Here is a 20,118-nt window from a genome sequence, read left to right on the forward strand (position 1 = left end):
ATGCCGATGCAGGCCGGCATGACGAGAAAAAATTACTCCACCTTGCCCAGCCCGGACGGGCGACGCGGATCGCTGGCCGCGTCCAGCGTGTTGCTCTTGCGGTCCCAGGTCACCACGTTCATGAAGCCCCAGGATTCGCGCGGCTTGAGCGTGTAGCCCATTTTTTCCAGCGCGGCACTGGTCGCCGGATCGAAGGTGCCGTCCTCCACGTCCACCACATCGGGCAGGAACTGGTGGTGGAAACGCTTGTCCGCGACGATCTGCTGCGCGCTCTGGCCATCGACGAAATGCAGCACGGCTTCCATCACCTGGGTGATGATGGTGGAACCACCCGGCGAGCCGATCACTGCCGTGCGTGTCGGTCCGATCACGATGCTCGGCGACATCGACGACAGCATGCGCTTGCCGCCCGCCGGCGCATTCGCCTTGCTGCCGAGCAGTCCGTACACGTTGGGCTTGTTCGGCACCAGCGCGAAATCGTCCATCTCGTCGTTGAGCAGGATGCCGGTGCCCTTGGCGACGAAGGTCGAGCCGAGGATGTAGTTCACGGTGGACGTGATCGCCACCATGTTGCCGTCCTTGTCGATGATCGAGAAATGCGTGGTGTGCATGCCCGGATCGTGGGTCGGCCCATGCGGCAGCATCGACGACGGCGTGGCCTTGTCGGGCAGGATGCTCTGGCGCAGGCCATCGGCGTAATACGGCGACAGCAGCATCGCCAGCGGCATCTTCACGAAGTCCGGATCGCCGAGGTAATCGTTGTGGTCGCGGAACGCGCGACGCATCGCCTCGACGATGTAGTGCACGCGATGGGCCTTGTCCATCTTGCTCAGGTCGTAACCGGACAGGATATTGAAGATCTCCGCCATCGCCACGCCACCGGAAGACGGCGGCGGCGCGGTGATGATGTGATAGCCGCGATAGTCGATGGTGATCGGCGTGCGTTCCTTGGCGCGGTAGTTGGCCAGGTCGGCCAGCGTCCAGTTGCCGCCGGCCGCGCGCACCGCGTCCACCAGCTTTTGCGCCACTTCACCGTGGTAGAAGCCCGCGTCGCCGTGGGCGGCGATCAGCTCCAGCGTGTGTGCCTGGCCGGGATCACGCCAGATCGCGCCTTTCACCGGCGGCTTGCCGTTCGGCAGGTACTTGGCGGCCGAGGCCGGCCAGCGTTCGAGATTCTTCTGCTCGCCCGCGATCGATGACAGCAGGCGCGGATCGGGCTTGAAGCCGTCGCTGGCGATGCGGATCGCTGGCGCCAGCGAGGTCTTCAACGGCAGCTTGCCGTAATGCTTCGCCAACCAGACCAGCCCGGCCGGTTCGCCCGGAATGCCGGCGGACAGCGGCCCTTTCAGCGACGCATCGCGGTTGGGCGAACCGTCGGGGTTCACGTAGTCCTTCGGGTTCACCGCCGCGGGCGCCACTTCGCGCGCGTCCAGGAACACGTTGCGGTTGCTCTTGGCGATATGCAGCGTGGCCATGAAACCACCGCCGAGACCGGAGCTTTCCGGTTCCACCACCGACAGCGTGGAAGCCACCGCGATGGCTGCGTCAAAGGCATTGCCGCCCTTGGCCAGTACTTCGAAACCGGCATTGGTCGCCAGGAAATTGGCGCTGGCAATGGCTGCGTGACCGGGACGCAAGGCCAGCTGCGAGGCAGCGGCGGCATGGGCCTGCGCCGGTGCCTGATCGGCAGCGGCGAATGCCGGGGCAGCGACCAGGGCTGCGCCCAGCAGCACGATGCGCCAGCGCAACGCAACAGTCATGGCTTGTTCTCCATCAGATGGCGGTACTTGAGTTCGAGGTCGGCACGCGACTCGGGAAGATCGGTATCAACGAGGATGCATTCGACCGGGCACACCTCGACGCACTGGGGTTCGTCGTAATGACCGACGCACTCCGTGCACAGGGCCGGATCGATGACGTAGTACTCCTCACCCAGCGAAATCGCCTTGTTCGGGCAAACCGGTTCACAGACGTCGCAGTTGACGCAGGTATCGAGGATTTTCAGGGACATGACATCAAGGCAGGAGTGAGTGAAGAAGAGTGAGAAGTGAGAGAAAGCAAGAACTCGCCGCATACCCGGCTGTTTCTCTCACTCCTCACTTCTCACTGCTCACTCCTGGCGCTTACATCTGCACGAAGCGCACGGTAGCGCCAGTCGGATTGACGGCAGTCTCGACGCGCTGCTCATCGGCCTTGTCACCGATGAACAGCACGATCACGCCCTTGAACGAACCCGGCTTGGCGCCCTGGAAAGCCGCGACGATCAGGTCGGCGGTCTTGCTGGAATCGGGACCGGCGAAGGCCAGCAGGTTGCCCGGCAGCACGCCGCGGGCCACGGTGTCCTGCACATTTTCCAGCTGGCGCTGGTAACCGGCCTTGGAGGCATCGTCGTCACCGGCCGGCACCAGGTACGGGTACGGCTGGGCGGCGGTCATGCCCTGCAGGTTGCTGCGCACCAGTTGGGTCAGGTAAGCGCCCCAGGCCTTGGTGTCGTTCGGGTTGGTCGGCTTGGTCAGCTTCTGCACCTGCGCGGTGGCCTGCTGGTTGCTGTCCTGGTTGTTGCAGGCCGTCAGGGCCAGGCAACCGGTCAGCGCGAGGGCGGTGGCGAGATAGGCGAATTTACGCATGATGATCCCCTTCGGTTTCGGGTGACTTCTTGTGCCAGCGTTGGCGCATGGCTTGTTGTACCGCTGGATGCACGAAGCCGGAAATATCGCCGCCAAGGCGTCCGATCTCGCGCACCAGCGACGAGGAAATGAAACTGTATTGCTCCGCCGGCGTGAGAAACAGCGTCTCCGTCTGCGGAATCAGGTGGCGATTCATGCTCGCCAGCTGGAATTCGTATTCGAAATCCGACACGGCGCGCAGCCCCCGGATGATAACCCCGGCGCCGATCTGGGTGACGAAGCTGGCCAGCAGGCAATCGAACCCGCGGACTTCGACGTTCGGCAGGTCGGCCAGCGCCAGTCGCGCCAGCGCAATGCGTTCGCCGATGCTGAAACCCGGCCCCTTGCCCTTGTTCGGACTCTCGGCCACCGCCACCACGATGCGCTCGAACAGCGGTGCGGCACGGGCGACCAGGTCGGCATGCCCGTTGGTGATCGGATCGAACGTACCCGGATAGACGGCCAGGCGAGTGTTGACGGGTGGCTTGTTCACGGAACGGGGCAACACCTGTGGGGGAGACGCCTAGCTTAACGGAAGGTCACCAGCCCGGCGATACAGGGCAAAGCGCACGTCGCCAGCGGCCCCCTCGCGCCATGCCTGCCAGTTCGCGGGCAGCGCCGGCAGCGTGTTGCGCGGGGATTCCACGTAAATTTGCGCCGACGGCGTCAACCAGCCGCCCTGTTCCAGTTGCCGCGCCAGGGGCGCCCACAGCTCCAGCGCAAAGGGCGGGTCCATGAACACCAGCCCGAAGGTTCGCGGCGCGCCGTGCAGATAGCTGGCTGCATCAGTTGCCGCAACCGCCCCGCCCGGTGCTTTGAGCCGGGCCAGGTTCTCGCGCAATGCCCTCGCCGCCGCCGCGTCGCGCTCCACGAACTGCACGCCGGCCGCACCGCGCGACAACGCCTCGATGCCCAGTGCACCTGTCCCCGCGCACAGGTCCAGCGCCTGCACGCCGGCGATGGTCGGGGCAAGCCAGTTGAACAGGGTTTCGCGCACGCGCTCGGGCGTGGGCCGCAAGCCCGGCAGGTCGGGCACGTCCAGTCGGGAGTTGCGCAGGCTGCCGCCGATGATGCGGATGCGTCCGGCCCTGCCGTTCATGCCGCCCGGGCTTCTTGCCGCGGCTCAGCGGCCGGTATGGAAGGGAGTGTTAGCATGCCGCCCATTGTCTTTGAATCGCCGCCGCAATGCTCAAGTTCTGGAAGAAAAAACCCGCCGGCACGACGCCCGAGCAGCCTGCCGACGCGCCCGCCTCGCCATCCGTCGAGGACAACGAAAGCGTTGCCGAAACCCCTGCCGTCACGCCGATAACGGCGGTTGAGCCCGCGCCCGGGCCGGGCATGGACCCGGTTGCGAGCGAACCCGTTGTCGTCGAGCCGGTTCCCGAGGCCCCGGCGGCACCCGCCGAACCGACCCGGCGCGGCTGGCGTGACCGGCTGTCCGGCAGCGGCTTCGCGCGTGGATTGAGCTCGCTGTTCGTGCGCCACCCCAAGCTCGACGACGACCTGCTCGATGAGCTGGAAACCATCCTGATTACCGCCGATGTCGGCATCGAAACCAGCACCGAGCTGGTGGAAAACCTGCGCGCACGCATGCACAAGCGCGAGTTCGCCGACGCAGACGCCCTGCTGGCAGCGCTGCGCCAGGCCCTTCTGGTGCGACTGGCGCCCGTCGAAAAGCCGCTGGACATGGGCGATCGCCTGCCGTTCGTGATCCTCACCGTGGGCATCAATGGCGTCGGCAAGACCACCACCATCGGCAAGCTGGCGCGCCGCTATCGCGACGAAGGCCGCGAAGTGCTGCTGGCCGCCGGCGATACCTTCCGTGCCGCCGCCGTCGAACAGCTCAAGACCTGGGGTGCACGCAACAGCGTGCCGGTGATCTCGCAGGGCCAGGATGCCGATTCGGCCAGCGTGATCTTCGATGCCCTGCAGACTGCGCGTGCGCGCGGCACCAACGTGCTGATCGCCGACACCGCCGGCCGCCTGCACACCCAGGGCGGTCTGATGGACGAGCTGGGCAAAATCGCCCGCGTGCTGAAGAAGCTCGACCCCGAGGCGCCGCACGAGGTATTGATGGTGATCGACGGCACCACCGGCCAGAACGCGCTCAGCCAGTTGCGCCAGTTCCGCCAGATCGTCGGCGTCACCGGCCTGGTGGTGACCAAACTGGATGGCACCGCCAAGGGCGGCGTCGTATTCGCGCTGGCCCGCGAGTTCGGCCTGCCGATCCGCTATGTCGGCCTCGGCGAGGGTGCCACCGACCTGCGCACCTTCAATGCCGAGGCCTTCGTCGACGGCCTGCTGCCTCCGCGCCTCGGCCAGCCATGACCCTGTCGCGCCGGCTGCGCCTGACACTGATCGCCTGCGCCGGCGTGGTGTCGGTATTGGTGCTGGCCGTGCTGGTGACGCTGTATCTGTTACTGCAGCCGGATCGCTTCACCGCCATGCTGCAGTCGCAGGCGCACGGTGCTGGGCTGGAACTCAGCCTGGCCAGCCCTGCCCACCCGACCCTGCTCCCTTACCCTTCGCTCGAACTGGAAGGGCTGACGCTGACCGCGCAAGGCGCCAGCACGCCGATCCTGCTTGCCGCGCGCGGGCGCCTGGCACTGCCCTGGCGCACCATTTTCGGCGGTCCCACCGCCATTTCGCAGCTGGAAATCGACTCGCCTCGCGTGGACCTTGGCGCACTGCAGGACTGGCTCGGCGCGCTGCCGCCACGCCCGGCCAGCGCGCCGCTGCAAGTACCGCGCATCGACACCGGCGTACGCATCACCCAGGGCAGCGTGGTCAGCGGCGACCACCTGTTGTTGAACCAGGTCACCCTGAACGCCGGCAGCCTGATTCCAAACAAGCCGTTCCTGCTCGACGTCACCGCCCGCACCGCCGACGACACTCCGGTTCAATGGCATCTGTCCGCCACACCGCGCATGCAGGGCAACTCGCTGCAACTCGATGACATCGCCTTGCACATCGCGCACGGCAGCACGTTGTCGCTGCAACTGACCGGCACCGCACGCTGGCAGGGCGCGGCAAACGCCTCGCTGCAACTGCACGGCACGCTGGCCGACAAGGATCGCGGCGACTACAGCACGTCGCTCACGCTGACTCCGGCCGATCAGAACAGCCCGCTGCTATTGGCACTGAAGCTGGATGGCACGGACAACCACGTCGACCTGCGCCTGCCGCCACTGGCACTGGCGCACTGGTGGACCCAACTGGGCAGCACGACCTCCGCGCCGCAACTGACCGTGCCACCCGCCAACGGCAGCATCGACGTGGCCAGTCTTGACGTGGGCGGGATGCATATCGAAGGCCTCAGCGTGCGCGCAGGCGACGCCGTGCCTGCGGCCGCATCCAGCACCGCCACGCCAGCTCAACCGGCAAAGACAAAACACGCGCCGAAGCCGAAGAAAAAGTGAGCGACATCGCCGCTCCCCTGCTGGCCTGGTTCGACCACCACGGCCGCCACGACCTGCCCTGGCAACATGCCGGACCCGGCAATGCACGCGACGCCTACCGCGTGTGGCTGTCCGAAATCATGCTGCAACAGACCCAGGTCGCCACGGTCATTCCCTACTTCCAGCGCTTTGTGGAAACCCTGCCCACGCTGCGCGACCTGGCCGCGGCCGATGAAGACACGGTGCTCGCGCTGTGGTCCGGACTGGGCTACTACCGCCGCGCACGCTTCCTGCAACGCGCCGCGCAAGAATGCGTGGCTCGGCATGGCGGCGAATTGCCACGCGATTTCGACGCGCTCGTTGCGCTGCCGGGCATCGGTCGTTCCACCGCCGGGGCGATCCTCGCGCAGGCGTACGGGCTGCGCTTTCCCATCCTCGACGGCAACGTCAAACGCGTGTTGACCCGCTATCACGGCATCCATGGCCACCCTGGCCAGGGCGCCGTGGAGAAACAGCTCTGGCAGCATGCCGATGCCCACACGCCAAGCCAACGCGTAGCCGACTACACGCAGGCGATCATGGACCTGGGCGCCACTGTATGCGTGCGCTCGCGGCCGCAGTGCGACGCCTGTCCGCTCGCCACGGACTGCGTGGCCCGGCGCGATGGACTCACCGCGCAACTGCCCAGCCCCAAGCCGCGCAAGACCATTCCCGAACGCGACACCGTGATGCTGGTGCTGCGCGACGCACGCGGCAAGATATTGCTCGAACGCCGCGGCCCGCAAGGCGTCTGGTCGGGCCTGTGGAGCCTGCCCGAAGCCGGCGACAACGATGCCGCGTGGCGCATCGCCCAACAGCACGCCGTCATCGACGACGCGCAGGCGCTGACACCCTTCGTCCACGTCTTCAGTCACTATCGGCTGCGGATCGAGCCACTGTTGTTCGACGGCGCGACAGCACACCCCGCGATCGCCGATAATCCCCATCTGCGCTGGTGCGGCGCTGGTGAACTGGCCTCGCTCGGCCTGCCGGCCCCCGTCCGCAGCTTGCTGCAAAGTCTTTGAGGAACTGTTGTCCATGAGCCACACCGTCCATTGCGCGAAGCTCGGCATCGACGCCGAAGGCCTCGACTTCGCCCCCTGGCCCGGCCCGCTCGGCCAGCGCATCTACGCCGAGATCTCCAAGCCCGCCTGGCAGCAATGGCTGGCCCACCAGACCATGCTGATCAACGAAAACCGGCTCAATCCGCTCGATCCCGAGTCACGCAAATTCCTCGCCGGCGAAATGGAGAAATTCCTGTTCGGCGGAGAGCTTTCCCCGGTCCCGGGCTACGTCGCCCCCGACGCCAAGTCTTGACGCCCAACCGCACATCCGCTTTAATGCGCGGCTCCACGCAACACCGATGACCCGCGCGGTCGTCCACCCTTGGCCGGGTAGCTCAGTTGGTAGAGCAGGGGATTGAAAATCCCCGTGTCGGCGGTTCGATTCCGTCCCCGGCCACCATAGATTCTTGCAAAAAGCCTGTCCTCTCCGGATAGGCTTTTTCGTTATGCGCATGGTCACGGCCAGTTCCTGTCGACTGACACGCCACTTCGCGCGTGCTAGCGTGTGTTTCCCCATTCCAGAGGATTGCGCACATGAACAGGCGGTTTGCGGGATCGATGGCAACGGGTGCTTTGATGGCACTGCTTCTGGCGACGCCGGCACTGGCGGCGCTCAAACCGGGCGCCACGGCGCCGGACTTCACGGCCGAGGCCAGCCGGGCCGGCCATGACTTCACCTTTTCGCTCAAGGCAGCCCTGAAGAAGGGGCCGGTGGTGGTGTATTTCTACCCGTCGGCCTATACCGGCGGCTGCGACCTCGAGGCGCATACCTTCGCCACCGAGAAGGACAAATTCGATGCGGCGGGCGCCACCATCATCGGCGTGTCGGCGGACAGCATCCAGCGGCTGAACACGTTCTCGGCGGACCCGAAATACTGCGCCGGCAAATTCCCGGTGGCTTCCGACGCGCACGGCAAGATCGCCGCGTCCTACGACCTCAAGACAATGGCGTCGCAAGCCGGCATGAAGGACGTGCGTGGCGTGGCGATCGACCACGGCTTCATCCCGCGCACCACCTTCGTGATTGCCCGCGACGGCCACATCGTCGCTGCGCTTTCATCGGAAGCCGACCACCTGCGGCCGGACCAGCACGTGACGAAGTCGCTGGCCATCGTGCAGAAACTGCAGGCGGGCAAGGCGCCGTAATCGATGGCGCTGCGGAACAGGTTCACGCGAAGCTTCCCCACGGTTCTGGCCGCAAGCCTGCCGTTGCTGGCCATTTCGGCCTGCTCGCCGCGCTCGCACGACACCGCCACGACACCCGTGGCGGTGTCGGCATCCGCACAAGCCGGCCCATGCAGCGCAACGCAACTCGCACTCGGCCTCGATGGTGGTGACGGGCGGTTCAACGGCATGTCGCACTCCGGCACCATGCTGGTCCTGCGCAACCACGGCAAGGCGCCGTGCACGATGCCGGCACGCCCGCTGCCGCAATTCACCGACAGCGGCCGGCAGCCGCTGGACATCGTCATGCAAACCACGGTGGGGATGCATCCGGGACCGGTGCTGCTGCCCGTCGTGGTGCCGCCCGGGGCAACGGTGACCAGCGACATGCGCTGGGTTTCCGGCAACGTCTACGACCACGGTCACTGCGAATCGCCGGCATTCATCACGCTGATGATCGGCAAGGAAGCGGTGTCCTCCGCGTTTTCCGGCCACCTGTGCGGCGCCGGCGGCAAACCGTCCAGCTATTCGATGACGCCATTCCGGGCCGCAACGACGCATCCCTGAGGTGACTTCCGCGTCACGCGGCGACAGGCATGCTGCTGTCGATCGGATTTCGCAGGAGTTTCCCGCATGAAGCCACCACGCACCCTGTTGATCATCCCGGCCCTGCTGCTTGCCGGCTGCCAGACGCCCGCCCCTGGCGTGACGGCGAAGACATTCAGCTACCGCTGCGACGACGGTCGCAGCGTGCAGGCCAGTTACCCCGACGCGGATACCGCCGTGTTGACGCTCGCCGGGCATGCCCATCGCCTGCACATCGCCCGATCCGCCGATGGCGCGCGCTACGTTGGCGACACCTGGCAGTGGTGGACCAAGGGCATGCACGATGCCTCCCTCGCACCACTCAAGCCGGGGGAAACCTACGCATCGGCGCCGGGCGTGGCCTGCCACGCGCCCTGACGAAGCGGGCCGGTTCGCGCATCAGGCCCCTTGGTCAGACACTTGCCCCGTGCCTGCCATCGCGCCGTCCCGCCACGGCAACCGCTGCGTCATGCAGTGATCGCATCATGCCTCCCCACCCCACCCGGAGGATGCCGCCATGCTGACGCAATACGTGTTCCCCTCGAAGCTCGGGCTGTTCCGCATCGTGCAGCACGGCCGTCGCTGGCGCGCCCTGCACGACCGCATCGAATGCGGCAGGCACGACTCGGCGGAGATCGCACTGGCAACCTTGCGCAACACCTGGCCGCAGGCCCGGCTGCCGATATCGCTGGATGCGTGGCGCTGTCCGTCGAAGCCATCCTTCGCACGCGCCTCATGCACGCCCTTGCCGCGCTGGTGCACCGCTTATTGAACGGGCGCGCGGCGCCAGCGCGAGTCATTCCTTCGCGTTGATCACCGCCAGGAAATCGCGACCATAGCGCTTGAGCTTGGCTTCGCCGACGCCGCTGACCTCGGCCAGTTCGTCCTCGTTGGCCGGCATCGCGCGCAGCATGGCCAGCAACGTGGCATCGTGGAACACCACATACGGCGGCACGCCCTGCTGCTTCGCCAGTTGCGTGCGCAGGGCGCGCAAGGCGTCCCACAACGGCTGCTCGTACGCCTCGATGCCGATGCTGGCCCCGGTGACGAGCTGGCTGTCGCGGCGACGGCGCGTGGAGCGCACCGGCTTGGCATCCTCGCGCAGCAATACCCGTCGTCCATCGACCAGCACTTCGCGACTGGCCTTGGTCAGCCGCAGCGTGCCGTAGCCTTCCGCGTCGGTGGCCAGCAGGCCGGCGGCCAGCAACTGGCGGAACACCGAGCGCCAGCCCTTCTCGTCCATGTCGGCGCCGATGCCGAAGGTGCTGAGCTTGTCGTGACCGAGCTGGCCCACGCGCTCGCTGTCCACGCCACGCAGGATGTCGACGACATGGCCGGCGCCGAAACGCTGGCCGCTGCGATACACCGCCGACAACGCCTTCTGCGCGGGCACGGTGGCGTCCCAGGTTTTCGGTGGCTCGACGCAGTTGTCGCAATGGCCGCAGGGGCCATGGAATGCCTCGCCGAAGGCACCGAGCAGCAGCTCGCGCCGGCAACGCGTGGCTTCGGCATAGGCCAGCAGTGATTCCAGTTTCTGCCGTTCGACGCGCTTGCGCTCGTCGCCCGATTCGGACTGCGCAATCATCTGGCTCATCGTCACCACGTCGGACAGACCGTAGACCATCCACGCCTCGGCCGGCAGGCCATCGCGACCGGCGCGACCGGTTTCCTGGTAATAGCCTTCCATCGAACGCGGCAGGTCCAGGTGGGCCACGAAGCGCACGTCCGGCTTGTCGATACCCATGCCGAACGCCACCGTGGCCACCATCACCACGCCATCTTCGCGCAGGAAGCGTTGCTGGTGCCGCGCGCGCGTGGCCGCGTCGAGCCCGGCGTGGTACGGCAGCGCCTCGATCCCGGCCTCGGCCAGCCATGCGGCGGTGTCGTCCACCTTCTTGCGGCTCAAGCAATAGACGATGCCGGCCTCGCCACGATGCTCCTCGATGAAACGCATCAGCTGCGTCCGCGGGTTGTGCTTCAGCATCACCCGGTAGCCGATGTTCGGACGGTCGAAACTGGAGATGAACTGGCGCGCATCCTGCAATGCCAGCCGCTCGACGATCTCCTCGCGCGTGCGCGGGTCGGCGGTGGCAGTAAGCGCGATGCGCGGCACGTGCGGGAAGCGCTCGTGCAGCAGGGTCAGCTCACGGTATTCGGGGCGGAAATCGTGGCCCCATTGCGATACGCAGTGCGCTTCGTCGATGGCGAACAGCGCGGGTTCCATGCGTTCCAGCAACCCCAGGAAGCGCGACGTGAGCAGGCGCTCCGGCGCCACGTAGAGCAGGTTCAATTCGCCGGCCAGCAACTGCCGTTCCACCTCACGCTGGCTTTCGGCATCCAGGCTGGAGTTGAGGTAGGCCGCGGCCACGCCGGCGGCGCGCAAGGCATCCACCTGATCCTGCATCAACGCGATCAGCGGCGAGACCACGATGCCGGTGCCCTGCCGCAGCAGCGCGGGAATCTGGTAGCACAGCGACTTGCCGCCACCGGTGGGCATGAGCACCAGCGCATCGTGGCCTTCGGCCAGGTGTTCGACGATGGCCTGTTGCTCGCCGCGGAAACTGGAATAGCCGAAAACGCTTTCGAGGATGTCGAGGGGGGAGGACTGCATTGCGCACATGCTAGCAAACCGGACACGGGCGGCGACCGGTCCACGACGATGGCGCCTGTCGGGCCGACCCGCGTCAGGCGTCGGGCATGCCCCACAGGACGCGGTCAGTATCCGCATCCAGTCCGAACGCGCTCAGCGCGACCCGTCCGTTCTTCACCTCTACCCCTTCCGCGCGCAATCGCCGACATTGTTCACGGAAGCCACGACTGCCCGCAGGCAACGCGATATGGCCGCTGGAGCGCAATACGCGGAACCACGGCAGCTCCATCCCGTCAGGCACTTCGCCGAGCAATTTGCCCACCAATCGTGCACGCCCCGGCAAGCCGGCTCGCGCGGCGATGGCGCCATAGCTGGCGACGCGACCGGGCGGAATCGCGGCGATGGCGGCGTACACGCGCGCGTGGCTGTCCTGCATGGCAATCATTTGGGTGACGGAAGGCGCACAGGGTACCATCGGGATATCGCCGGCCAGGCAGTTCAACAAGGAAGCCGCACCATGCGTCACTTCGAAGCCGTGCGTTCGCATATCGGTAGCCAGTACACGCTACGCCAGAACGATCCCTACCTGATCAGCTTCGACCTGCGGCTGCCGCAAGGTCGCAACCAGGGCATTTACCTGGCCGAACTGGAGGACGAGGGCGGGCGACGCTACCTGCGCGTGTCCACGCCGATCGGGCCGCTGGCCGGCACCGACCCGCATCGCTGCCTGCGCTTCAACTGGGAACAGCGCTGCGGTTTCCTGGCCGTGACCGACCTGGACGGCTCGCCGTTCCTGCACCTGTGCGAGAACCGCCCTTACGAACTGCTGGACGAAGCCGAATTGCAACGCCTGATCGGCGAGATTGGCCTGCTCGGCGACCAGCTCGAACGCGCCATCGCCGACGACGGCGACGCGCTCTAGCACGACGCGCTCTAGCAAGCTGTCTGGCGCTGGTTGGCCGGCGTCACCGGCTCAGATGAGTCCTTGCGCCAGCCGCACGAAGCCGTAGGCGATCAGCGCCGTGATCGGCAAGGTCAGGATCCACGCCCACACCATGCGCTGCACCACGCTCCAGCGGATCGCGTTGGAACGCTTGGCCGTGCCCACGCCCATGATCGACGAAGACACCACGTGCGTGGTGGACACCGGCAGGCCGAACGCCGACGCGACGAGGATCACGATGGCCGAACTGCCCTCGGCGGCGAAACCGTTGATCGGGTGCAGCTTCACCATCTTGTGGCCCAGCGTCTTGATGATGCGCCAGCCACCGCCGGCCGTGCCGCCGGCCATGGTCAGCGCGCACACCACCGCCACCCATGCCGGCACCACGAAACCACCGGCAGCGGATTCGTTGATGCGCAGGAAGTGCAGCCAGTCCGGCAGATGATCGAACTGCCCCGCCGCGGTGGCACCGGCCAACGCCAGCGCGATGATGCCCATGCTCTTCTGCGCATCGTTCATGCCATGCGCCAGGCCCATGGCACTGGCCGAGGCAATCTGCGCCTTGCCGAAGAAGCTGTTGACGAACGGGGTGCGACCGAAGCGATGCAGGAAACCCTGCCGGCGCGAAAACCACGACAGCAGTGCATACAGCGCCCCCATCAGCACGAAACCGAGCAGGAAGCCCATGAACGGCGAAATCACCATCGGCACCACGACCTTGGGAATGACGCCATTACCCAGCCACCAATGGGCCCCGCCATGGGACCAGATGACCGCGTCGAAGCGGCCGCCGGAACCGGCAATCGCCGCGCCCACCAGCGCCCCCACCAGCGCGTGGCTGGAGCTGGACGGCAAGCCCAGCCACCAGGTGATCAGGTTCCACACGATCGCCGCCAGCAAGGCACAAACCAGCAACTGCGGGCCGGCCTCGATCACCCCGGTATTGACGATGCCCGCGGCGATGGTCGCCGCCACGGCGGTTCCCCACAGCGCGCCGATCATGTTGGTCACGGCCGCCAGCAGCACCGCCTGCCCCGGTGAAAGCACCTTGGTCGCCACCACGGTGGCGATGGAGTTGGCGGTGTCGTGGAATCCGTTGATGTAGGTGAAGACCAGTGCGATCAGCACCACCACGGCAACCAGTCCGATCGTCATGCACGATCTCCCCGGAGCATGCGCAATCCGCGATTCGACATCGGCATGTGCGGACCCTCAGGAATTCTTCAGCACAATCGAATAGACGATGTTGCCGACGTTGCGACACTTGTCGATGGCCTTCTCCAGCAACTCGAAGAGATCCTTCGCCAGCATCGCGCGCATCGCGTCATTGCCTTCCACGTAAAGCGTGCGGTACGGCGCCAGCAGCATGCGGTCGCCTTCCGATTCCAGCGTCTGCAGGCGATCCTGCAGCTTCTTCACCGGATCGATGCGCAGGCCGCGGCGCAACTCGCCGATCATCTCCACCACCACGGCACTGGAACGCTCCAGCACCATCGCGCGCTGGGCGAAATCCACCCCGGCCAGGCGCTGGGCCACGATCTCGTAGCGCTCGGCGAATTTTTCCACCGTCTTGGGAATCTTGTACAGCGCGGAATTCAGCGCCTCGATGTCCTCGCGGTCCAGCGCGGTGACGAAGGTATTCACCAGTTCCTCGCTGATCTGCGCCGCCAGCGCCTTCTCGCGCGCACGGGCGGCCGCGAATTCCGCCATCACCGGCGTGTGGTCGGCCTGGGTCACCAGCCCGTGCAGGGCCTTGGCGCTCTCGTGGGCCGCGGCGGCACTCTGTTCCAGCAAGTTGTAGAACTTGTCGCCTTTGCCGAAGATGGTCTGCAATGAAAACATGCGGGCTATGCCTGGATGGAATCGTGGTTACCGTGATGTTACAGGACAGGTCCCCCGCACCGCACCATTCGGGACGCCTCGATGCAGCGTGGAGAACCGTTTCGACGCCGGACAAGCCGGCATGATGGCGGCGCAAGCGCCCGCCCGGCGGGACGATTCCGGGCACGTGCCGGATTCACCGCCCGGCGAAAACCAGGCTGGCGGTTTTCCGGAAATGCCCTCTTGGCGTGAAGACCGGCGCGACAGGCCTTACACTCACCCCATGTCGCCCCCACCCTGCCTGCCGCGATGCTGACCGAAATCGCGCTCGTCTTCGTCCTGGCCCTGTGCAACGGTTTCTTCGCGTTGTCGGAAATGGCGTTGGTCGCCTCGCGCAAGAGCCGCCTGAAGCAAATGGCGCGCACCAGCCGCCGCGCCCGCGTCGCCCTGCGCCACGCCGAGGCGCCCGAGCGCTTCCTGTCCACCGTGCAAGTGGGTATCACCGTGGTGATGCTGATCACCGGTGCGGTGGCCGGCGATGTCCTCGGCAGCCACATCGCCGCCTTGCTGCACGGCCGTGGCCTGGCCTGGCTGGCGCCGTACGCCCGGATCGTCGGCATCGTGCTCGGCTTCGTGCTGATCTCCTTCATCCAGATCGTGATCGGCGAACTGGTACCCAAGCGCCTGGCGCTGGCGGCGCCGGAGCGCGTCTCCGGCATCGTGGCCATGCCGATGCTGGTGCTGTCGCGCGCCACCGCGCCCTTCGTGTGGTTGCTGAACACCTCCAGCGGCCTGCTGATGCGGCTGCTGCGGATCAGCGACAAGGGCCGCGACGCGGTCACCGAGGAAGAAATCCGCCTGCTGGTGGCCGAAAGCACCGAACAGGGCGTGCTCGACATCGACGAACAGGCCATGGTGAACCGGGTATTGCGCCTGGGCGACCGCACGGTCGACAGCGTGATGACGCCACGCATGCGCGTAGCGTGGCTGGACATCGCCGCACCGCGCAGCGAGAACGTCGAAGTGATGCGCGACACGCCCTACTCGCGCTATCCGGTCTACCGTGGCGACGAGAGCGACATCGTCGGCGTGGTCGAGGTGAAGAGCCTGCTCGGCGGCATCGTGCAAGGCACACCCGAGCTGTTCCGCACCCTGGCCAAGCCGCTGTTCGTGCCCGCCACCGCCCGCGCGCTGGACCTGCTGGAGGAATTCCGCGACGCCGAGACGCCGATGGCGCTGGTGGTGGACGAATACGGCGACATCGAAGGCCTGGTCACGCTCAACGACCTGCTCGCCGCCGTGGTCGGCGCCAGCCAGCTTGGCCATGGCAATGGCGAGGAAAGCGCGCCGATCGTGGTGCGCGCGGACGGCAGCTGGCTGGTCGACGGCAGCCTGCCCACCGACGACCTGCGCGAACTGCTGCGCGTGGACAGCCTGCCCGGCGAGGACGAGCACGATTTCCATACCGCCGCCGGCATGGTGATGACAGCGCTGGGGCATATCCCGCTGGCTGGCGAAATCTTCGAATGGCGCGGCATCCGCTTCGAAGTCGTCGACCTCGACGGCGCCCGCATCGACAAGCTGCTGGTCACACCGGCACCGACGAGCGAAGAAACCGGCGACGAGGAAACCGGCTAGGCGAGAAGTGAGTGGAGAGGAGTGAGGAGTGAGAGAAAGCCCGCGAGCTTGCAAGGTTTCCCGGCTTCCTCACGCCTCGTCTCTGCTTTGCGCTTCTGCTGAAAAGCCTCAACCAAGGAAGGTCCGATTTTACTCGTCATCCCAGCGAAAGCTCACTCGGCCGTTGTAGAGCCGCAGGAATGACGCGCAAAAACCGATCAATCAAACCGTCTCCAAGGATCCACGGGACGATGGAGAAAGGCGAGAGAGCCTACAGCTCTTCATCTCACTCCTCACTCCTCACTCCTCACTCCTCACTCCTCACTCCTCACTCCTCACTTCTCTCCACTCACTTCCCGCCCTTCCCCGCCAGCATCGCCATGCGCTGCGCATCGGCCAGGATGCCGTGCAGCACGCGCAATTCGCGCTCGTCCATCTGCGCACGCTGGAACAGCTTGCGCAGGCGCAACATGATCGTTTCGGCCGAACGCCCCTTGTGGAAATCGATGTCGTCCAGGGTCTGGCCGAGATGCTCGTAGAAGCGCTCCATCTGCGCCGCGTCGGCCAGCGGGCGGTCGTGTTCGGGGGGTGCTTCGGAAGGCGCATCGCCCAGCATGACCGTGCGCAATTCATAGGCCATCACCTGCACCGCCTGCGACAGGTTCAGCGAGCTGAAATCGTCCACGCTGGGGATGCGCACCATCGCGTGGCAACGCGCCAGCTCGTCGTTTTCCAGACCGGTGCGCTCGTTGCCGAACAGCAGCGCCACCTGCTCCCCCCGCGCAGCGGCGGCCAGCGCCTGCTCGGCACCTTCGCGGGGCGAAAGCTCGGGCAGGTTCACCCCGCGCCGGCGGGCCGAAAGCCCCAGCGCGAACGTGCTGCCGACCAAACCGTCGACCAGCTCCGCATGCACGCCGGCCGCTTCCAGCACGTCATCCGCGCCTGCCGCCAGGGCATGAGCCTCGGGATCAGGGAAACGGTGCGGCGCCACCAGTTCCATCCGGGTGAAACCCATGGTGCGGATGGCCCGCGCCGCACTGCCGATGTTGCCCGGATGCGAGGTGCGCACCAGCACGAAGCGGAACAAGGGGGCAAGGTCGACAGCGGTATTCATGGGCATGGCATGGGCGTGGAACAGCCGATGAGCATAGCCGATGCATCGCCCGGGTCGGGCATTCGACAAGCCTTCGGGCACGCGTGGCAAGCCGCCGCGCCCATGCTCTGCTAGAATCCCCCGCCGCAACCCGCTCTTTTGAAAGTCGAAGCCATGACCAGACCCGCCGTCACCATCGCGGTACGCGCCGCGCGCGCCGCAGGCAACGTGATCCTGCGCTACATGAACCGCATCGACGGCCTCCATGTCGTCGAGAAGCAGCGCATGGACTTCGCCTCCGAGGTCGACAAGCTGGCCGAGGCCGAAATCGTCAAGGAACTGCGCCGCGCCTATCCCGACCACGCCATCCTCGCCGAGGAAAGCGGTGCGATCGGCAAGAGCAGCACGCACACTTGGGTGATCGATCCGCTCGACGGCACCCACAACTACCTGCGCGGCATCCCGCATTTTTCCGTTTCCATCGCACTGGTGGAAAAGGGCGTGCCGGTATACGGCGTGGTATTCGACCCGCTGCGCGACGAGCTGTACACCGCCAGCAAGGGCGACGGTGCCTTCCTCAATGATCGCCGCATGCGCATCGGCAAGCGCGAAAACCTGGGCGGCGCGATGATCGCCACCGGCTTCCCCTACCGCCAGCGCACACACCTGGACGCCCAGTTGGCGATGACCCGCGCCCTGCTTGGCCAGGCCGAGGACATCCGCCGTTCCGGCTCCGCCGCGCTGGACCTGGCCTACACCGCCGCCGGCCGCTACGACGGCTACTTCGAGCTGGGCCTGAAGCCCTGGGACATGGCTGCCGGCGTGCTGCTGGTGCGCGAGGCCGGTGGCCGCTGTTGCGACTTCGCCGGCCGCGACGGCATCCCCGCCAGCGGCAACATCATCGCCGGCAACCTGCACGTGGCCAAGGCGATGGTCGACGCCATCGGCCAGCACGCGACGCCGGAACTGCTCAAGGCCTGAACCCAGCTGTCAGGTTGAACGCAACAAGGGCGCCGATGGGCGCCCTTGTCGTTTTTACTTGTCGTCTGCCGGCCATGGCTCGATACAGCCGGCTCAAACCGGTTCCTGACCCGCCTCGCGAAGAAAGCCGCGCAGGAACGGCACGGTAATCCGTCGCTGCGCGGCCAGCGAGGCCCGGTCCAATTGATCGAACAGGTCGAGCAGCGCACCGAGATCACGCGCATAGCGGGCGAACAGCCAGTCCAGCACGGTGTCGTCCAGCTCGATGCCACGCGTCGACGCCTGGCTTTTCAACACTTCGCGCCGCTCGCCGTCATCCAGCGGCTTGAGCGGGAACTGCGTGCAGGCACCCAGGCGCGAACGCAGGTCGGGCAGGCCCAGGCCGAGTTGCGTCGGCACCGCTTCGGCCGCGAACAGCAACGCCGCGCCTTCGGCTTTCGCCTGGTTGTACAGGTCGAACAAGGCGTGTTCCGCCTCGCGCTCGCCGGCAATGGCGCCCAGGTCGTCCAGCGCCAGCAGCGCACTGCCGGCCACGCCACGCAGCGCGGCAACCTTGTCGCCCAGCTTCGCCAGCGGCAGGTATTGCACCATGCGCCCGGCCTCGCTGGCCGCCTGGCAGGCGGCCATCAGCAGGTGGCTCTTGCCGCTACCGGCAGGGCCTTGCAGATACACCCACGGCGCACCAGGCCCATGCGCCAGCGCCTGCACGGCGGCCAAGGCGACTGCATTGGCGCCGGGGTGGAAATGTTCGAAACGCTGGCGACGGGGCCAGCGCAGGGCAAGCGGGAGTTGCGGAATCATGTCGGGGTGTCGGCGCCCTTGTCGTCGGGTCTGGCCATGACGGTTGTCGTCTCCACGCTGCCTTTGTCGGTGGTAACGGTGACGTCCACTTCGGTCAGCGCCGGGTCGTCCGGCCCGGACTCGGTATACAGCTCGCTCTGTCGGTAGCGCTCGCTGAGGTAACGCAGCACCACCAGGATCACCGAGGCCGCCGGCAGGGCCAGCAGGATGCCGAGGAAGCCGAACAGATAGCCGCCGGCCAGCACCGCAAAGATCACTGCCACTGGATGCAGGCCGATCTTCTCGCCCACCAGCCGCGGCACCAGCACGTAGCCTTCCAGCAACTGGCCGACCACGAACACGCCGACCACCATCAGCACATGGCTCCAGTCGCCGTGCTGCACCAGCGCGGCAATGATGGCGGCGACAAAGCCGGTGATGAAACCCAGGTACGGCACGAAACTGAGCAGGCCGGCGACCATGCCGATCAGTGGACCGACCGAGATCCCGACCAGGGTCAACGCCACGCCATAAAAGATGCCCAGCGCCAGCATCACCAGCAACTGGCCACGCACGAAGGCACCGAGCACGGCATCGGACTCGCGCGCCAGATGCGCGATGGTCGGCTCGACCGAGCGCGGCAGCATGCGATCGATCCACGCCACCAGTCGGTCCCAGTCGCGCAGCAGGTAGAACGCCACCACCGGGATCAGCACCAGGTTGGTGAGCCACATCACCGCACCCACGCCCGAGCGCGACAGCTTGCCAAGCACGCTGCCGATGGAGCCCAGGTGCTCCTTCAGCGCCGCCATCAGGCGGTCGCTGTCCAGCGCATGCGGATCCAGATGCAGCTTGTGCTGCAGCCACGGCAACGCGGTGTCGCGCGCCCATGCCAGGTAGTTCGGGAAGTTCTGCACCACGCTCTCGATCTGGCGCGCGATCAGCGGCACCAGCAACAGCAGTGCGCCGGCCGCCACCAGCACCAGCACGATGAACACGATGCTCACGGCCAGCGTGCGGCCCATGCCGTACTTTTCCAGTCGATCGGCCAGCGGATCGCCGAGATAGGCCAGCATCCCGGCGATCGCGAACGGCATGATCACCGGCGCCAGCAACCAGATCAGCCAGACGATCACGGCCGTGATCGCCAGCAACTGCCAGCGACGCGAAGCGTCTGGCGAAAGATCGTGGTTCATGGGCAAGCTCTCGGATGCGGTATCGAAGTGTCGCCGATGCGGCGGGTGCGTGTCAGCGTGCCGGACCGGACATGCGCCATGCACCGTCCGGCCGACTCGTGGCGTACCGTGTCGCCACCCGCTGCAGCCGCGACGCGGGCGGGAGTACTCCCGGCCACCGGCACATGAACAATCGACGATA

The 20,118-nt window shown here is 66.4% G+C and carries 23 protein-coding genes and 1 tRNA gene; 12 read left to right on the forward strand and 12 right to left on the reverse strand.

Annotation, left to right across the window (positions count from 1 at the left end; translation table 11 throughout):
* Positions 1 to 32: 32 nt before the first annotated feature.
* The 5 genes from ggt to rsmD form a co-directional block, all read right to left on the reverse strand.
* The gene (gene ggt, locus AB7849_RS01380; RefSeq protein ID WP_008213606.1) at positions 33 to 1,760 is read right to left on the reverse strand and encodes a gamma-glutamyltransferase; all 1,728 of its coding nucleotides are present in this window, start codon (positions 1,758 to 1,760) and stop codon (positions 33 to 35) included.
* Positions 1,757 to 2,011 (reverse strand): YfhL family 4Fe-4S dicluster ferredoxin, encoded by a 255-nt coding sequence (locus AB7849_RS01385; RefSeq protein WP_008213607.1) that lies wholly within the window; start codon positions 2,009 to 2,011, stop codon positions 1,757 to 1,759. Before AB7849_RS01385 ends, ggt begins: the two co-directional genes overlap by 4 nt.
* A 112-nt stretch (positions 2,012 to 2,123) precedes the next feature.
* Positions 2,124 to 2,627: a hypothetical protein gene (locus tag AB7849_RS01390; RefSeq protein ID WP_008213608.1), complete on the reverse strand. Its 504-nt coding sequence runs from the start codon at positions 2,625 to 2,627 to the stop codon at positions 2,124 to 2,126.
* Positions 2,620 to 3,159 carry a pantetheine-phosphate adenylyltransferase gene (gene coaD, locus AB7849_RS01395; RefSeq protein ID WP_037100952.1) on the reverse strand — a complete coding sequence of 180 codons (540 nt, stop codon included), beginning with the start codon at positions 3,157 to 3,159 and terminating at the stop codon, positions 2,620 to 2,622. The genes AB7849_RS01390 and coaD overlap by 8 nt, the downstream gene beginning before the upstream one ends.
* A gap of 30 nt (positions 3,160 to 3,189) precedes the next feature.
* Positions 3,190 to 3,765, reverse strand: a complete 576-nt coding sequence (gene rsmD, locus AB7849_RS01400) for a 16S rRNA (guanine(966)-N(2))-methyltransferase RsmD (protein ID WP_008213610.1) — start codon at positions 3,763 to 3,765, stop codon at positions 3,190 to 3,192.
* 86 nt (positions 3,766 to 3,851) lie between these two features.
* Here rsmD and ftsY point away from each other — a divergent pair, with 86 nt between their 5' ends.
* From ftsY to AB7849_RS01445, 9 genes are all read left to right on the forward strand, one after another.
* Positions 3,852 to 4,994, forward strand: a complete 1,143-nt coding sequence (ftsY, locus tag AB7849_RS01405) for a signal recognition particle-docking protein FtsY (protein WP_008213611.1) — start codon at positions 3,852 to 3,854, stop codon at positions 4,992 to 4,994.
* Positions 4,991 to 6,085 (forward strand): AsmA family protein, encoded by a 1,095-nt coding sequence (locus tag AB7849_RS01410; protein WP_008213612.1) that lies wholly within the window; start codon positions 4,991 to 4,993, stop codon positions 6,083 to 6,085. Before ftsY ends, AB7849_RS01410 begins: the two co-directional genes overlap by 4 nt.
* On the forward strand, positions 6,082 to 7,128 hold the full coding sequence (gene mutY, locus AB7849_RS01415) for an A/G-specific adenine glycosylase (RefSeq protein ID WP_008213613.1): 1,047 nt from the start codon (positions 6,082 to 6,084) through the stop codon (positions 7,126 to 7,128). Before AB7849_RS01410 ends, mutY begins: the two co-directional genes overlap by 4 nt.
* Positions 7,129 to 7,141: 13 nt before the next feature.
* Positions 7,142 to 7,420, forward strand: coding sequence for an oxidative damage protection protein (locus AB7849_RS01420; RefSeq protein ID WP_008213614.1), 279 nt, complete (start codon positions 7,142 to 7,144; stop codon positions 7,418 to 7,420).
* Positions 7,421 to 7,491: 71 nt separating this feature from the next.
* Positions 7,492 to 7,567: transfer RNA gene (locus tag AB7849_RS01425), tRNA-Phe, on the forward strand.
* A 176-nt stretch (positions 7,568 to 7,743) separates the two neighbouring features.
* Entirely contained in the window at positions 7,744 to 8,313 is a 570-nt protein-coding gene (locus AB7849_RS01430) for a peroxiredoxin (protein WP_008213616.1), read from the forward strand.
* A gap of 3 nt (positions 8,314 to 8,316) precedes the next feature.
* A complete protein-coding gene (locus AB7849_RS01435; protein ID WP_008213617.1) occupies positions 8,317 to 8,898 on the forward strand; it encodes a DUF4232 domain-containing protein in 582 nt (193 codons plus the stop codon).
* 66 nt (positions 8,899 to 8,964) lie between these two features.
* Positions 8,965 to 9,294, forward strand: a complete 330-nt coding sequence (locus AB7849_RS01440; RefSeq protein WP_008213618.1) for an MliC family protein — start codon at positions 8,965 to 8,967, stop codon at positions 9,292 to 9,294.
* A 139-nt stretch (positions 9,295 to 9,433) separates the two neighbouring features.
* Positions 9,434 to 9,688 (forward strand): hypothetical protein, encoded by a 255-nt coding sequence (locus AB7849_RS01445; protein WP_008213619.1) that lies wholly within the window; start codon positions 9,434 to 9,436, stop codon positions 9,686 to 9,688.
* Between the two features lie 24 nt (positions 9,689 to 9,712).
* On the opposite strand, the gene recQ is transcribed toward AB7849_RS01445, so the two are convergent.
* Together recQ and AB7849_RS01455 are read right to left on the reverse strand one after the other, a co-directional pair.
* Positions 9,713 to 11,527 (reverse strand): DNA helicase RecQ, encoded by a 1,815-nt coding sequence (gene recQ, locus AB7849_RS01450; RefSeq protein ID WP_008213620.1) that lies wholly within the window; start codon positions 11,525 to 11,527, stop codon positions 9,713 to 9,715.
* A 73-nt stretch (positions 11,528 to 11,600) separates the two neighbouring features.
* Positions 11,601 to 11,942 carry an MGMT family protein gene (locus AB7849_RS01455; RefSeq protein ID WP_092705127.1) on the reverse strand — a complete coding sequence of 114 codons (342 nt, stop codon included), beginning with the start codon at positions 11,940 to 11,942 and terminating at the stop codon, positions 11,601 to 11,603.
* 81 nt (positions 11,943 to 12,023) lie between these two features.
* Here AB7849_RS01455 and AB7849_RS01460 point away from each other — a divergent pair, with 81 nt between their 5' ends.
* Positions 12,024 to 12,428, forward strand: a complete 405-nt coding sequence (locus tag AB7849_RS01460; RefSeq protein WP_008213622.1) for a hypothetical protein — start codon at positions 12,024 to 12,026, stop codon at positions 12,426 to 12,428.
* Between the two features lie 51 nt (positions 12,429 to 12,479).
* On the opposite strand, the gene AB7849_RS01465 is transcribed toward AB7849_RS01460, so the two are convergent.
* Both AB7849_RS01465 and AB7849_RS01470 read right to left on the reverse strand, forming a co-directional pair.
* Positions 12,480 to 13,604 carry an inorganic phosphate transporter gene (locus tag AB7849_RS01465; RefSeq protein WP_008213623.1) on the reverse strand — a complete coding sequence of 375 codons (1,125 nt, stop codon included), beginning with the start codon at positions 13,602 to 13,604 and terminating at the stop codon, positions 12,480 to 12,482.
* A 57-nt stretch (positions 13,605 to 13,661) separates the two neighbouring features.
* Entirely contained in the window at positions 13,662 to 14,291 is a 630-nt protein-coding gene (locus AB7849_RS01470; RefSeq protein ID WP_369500489.1) for a DUF47 domain-containing protein, read from the reverse strand.
* Positions 14,292 to 14,579: 288 nt separating this feature from the next.
* Between AB7849_RS01470 and AB7849_RS01475 the strand changes: the two genes are divergently transcribed.
* On the forward strand, positions 14,580 to 15,908 hold the full coding sequence (locus AB7849_RS01475; protein WP_008213626.1) for a hemolysin family protein: 1,329 nt from the start codon (positions 14,580 to 14,582) through the stop codon (positions 15,906 to 15,908).
* 328 nt (positions 15,909 to 16,236) lie between these two features.
* Here the strand turns inward: AB7849_RS01475 and AB7849_RS01480 are convergent, their stop codons facing one another.
* Positions 16,237 to 17,001, reverse strand: coding sequence for an RNA methyltransferase (locus AB7849_RS01480; RefSeq protein ID WP_369500490.1), 765 nt, complete (start codon positions 16,999 to 17,001; stop codon positions 16,237 to 16,239).
* Positions 17,002 to 17,154: 153 nt separating this feature from the next.
* Here AB7849_RS01480 and AB7849_RS01485 point away from each other — a divergent pair, with 153 nt between their 5' ends.
* On the forward strand, positions 17,155 to 17,961 hold the full coding sequence (locus AB7849_RS01485; RefSeq protein WP_008213630.1) for an inositol monophosphatase family protein: 807 nt from the start codon (positions 17,155 to 17,157) through the stop codon (positions 17,959 to 17,961).
* A gap of 93 nt (positions 17,962 to 18,054) precedes the next feature.
* Here the strand turns inward: AB7849_RS01485 and hda are convergent, their stop codons facing one another.
* Together hda and AB7849_RS01495 are read right to left on the reverse strand one after the other, a co-directional pair.
* Complete coding sequence (hda, locus tag AB7849_RS01490; RefSeq protein ID WP_037100958.1) at positions 18,055 to 18,762, reverse strand: DnaA regulatory inactivator Hda; 708 nt, start codon at positions 18,760 to 18,762, stop codon at positions 18,055 to 18,057.
* Complete coding sequence (locus tag AB7849_RS01495; protein ID WP_369500491.1) at positions 18,759 to 19,937, reverse strand: AI-2E family transporter; 1,179 nt, start codon at positions 19,935 to 19,937, stop codon at positions 18,759 to 18,761. Before AB7849_RS01495 ends, hda begins: the two co-directional genes overlap by 4 nt.
* Positions 19,938 to 20,118 lie beyond the last annotated feature (181 nt).

The organism is Rhodanobacter sp. FW021-MT20 (assembly GCF_041107475.1).
GTDB lineage: Bacteria > Pseudomonadota > Gammaproteobacteria > Xanthomonadales > Rhodanobacteraceae > Rhodanobacter_A > Rhodanobacter_A glycinis.

Bases quoted from the DNA above. Each gene is read 5' to 3' on its own strand.
- AB7849_RS01455 (WP_092705127.1), bottom strand. From the start codon at position 11,942: ATGCAGGACAGCCACGCGCGCGTGTACGCCGCCATCGCCGCGATTCCG.
- AB7849_RS01480 (WP_369500490.1), bottom strand. From the start codon at position 17,001: ATGAATACCGCTGTCGACCTTGCCCCCTTGTTCCGCTTCGTGCTGGTG.
- rsmD (WP_008213610.1), bottom strand. From the start codon at position 3,765: ATGAACGGCAGGGCCGGACGCATCCGCATCATCGGCGGCAGCCTGCGC.
- AB7849_RS01485 (WP_008213630.1), top strand. From the start codon at position 17,155: ATGACCAGACCCGCCGTCACCATCGCGGTACGCGCCGCGCGCGCCGCA.
- ftsY (WP_008213611.1), top strand. From the start codon at position 3,852: ATGCTCAAGTTCTGGAAGAAAAAACCCGCCGGCACGACGCCCGAGCAG.
- hda (WP_037100958.1), bottom strand. From the start codon at position 18,762: ATGATTCCGCAACTCCCGCTTGCCCTGCGCTGGCCCCGTCGCCAGCGT.
- AB7849_RS01475 (WP_008213626.1), top strand. From the start codon at position 14,580: ATGCTGACCGAAATCGCGCTCGTCTTCGTCCTGGCCCTGTGCAACGGT.
- AB7849_RS01385 (WP_008213607.1), bottom strand. From the start codon at position 2,011: ATGTCCCTGAAAATCCTCGATACCTGCGTCAACTGCGACGTCTGTGAA.
- AB7849_RS01495 (WP_369500491.1), bottom strand. From the start codon at position 19,937: ATGAACCACGATCTTTCGCCAGACGCTTCGCGTCGCTGGCAGTTGCTG.
- AB7849_RS01420 (WP_008213614.1), top strand. From the start codon at position 7,142: ATGAGCCACACCGTCCATTGCGCGAAGCTCGGCATCGACGCCGAAGGC.
- ggt (WP_008213606.1), bottom strand. From the start codon at position 1,760: ATGACTGTTGCGTTGCGCTGGCGCATCGTGCTGCTGGGCGCAGCCCTG.
- AB7849_RS01435 (WP_008213617.1), top strand. From the start codon at position 8,317: ATGGCGCTGCGGAACAGGTTCACGCGAAGCTTCCCCACGGTTCTGGCC.
- AB7849_RS01390 (WP_008213608.1), bottom strand. From the start codon at position 2,627: ATGCGTAAATTCGCCTATCTCGCCACCGCCCTCGCGCTGACCGGTTGC.
- AB7849_RS01470 (WP_369500489.1), bottom strand. From the start codon at position 14,291: ATGTTTTCATTGCAGACCATCTTCGGCAAAGGCGACAAGTTCTACAAC.
- recQ (WP_008213620.1), bottom strand. From the start codon at position 11,527: ATGCAGTCCTCCCCCCTCGACATCCTCGAAAGCGTTTTCGGCTATTCC.
- AB7849_RS01460 (WP_008213622.1), top strand. From the start codon at position 12,024: ATGCGTCACTTCGAAGCCGTGCGTTCGCATATCGGTAGCCAGTACACG.
- AB7849_RS01465 (WP_008213623.1), bottom strand. From the start codon at position 13,604: ATGACGATCGGACTGGTTGCCGTGGTGGTGCTGATCGCACTGGTCTTC.
- AB7849_RS01445 (WP_008213619.1), top strand. From the start codon at position 9,434: ATGCTGACGCAATACGTGTTCCCCTCGAAGCTCGGGCTGTTCCGCATC.
- AB7849_RS01430 (WP_008213616.1), top strand. From the start codon at position 7,744: ATGGCACTGCTTCTGGCGACGCCGGCACTGGCGGCGCTCAAACCGGGC.
- AB7849_RS01410 (WP_008213612.1), top strand. From the start codon at position 4,991: ATGACCCTGTCGCGCCGGCTGCGCCTGACACTGATCGCCTGCGCCGGC.
- AB7849_RS01440 (WP_008213618.1), top strand. From the start codon at position 8,965: ATGAAGCCACCACGCACCCTGTTGATCATCCCGGCCCTGCTGCTTGCC.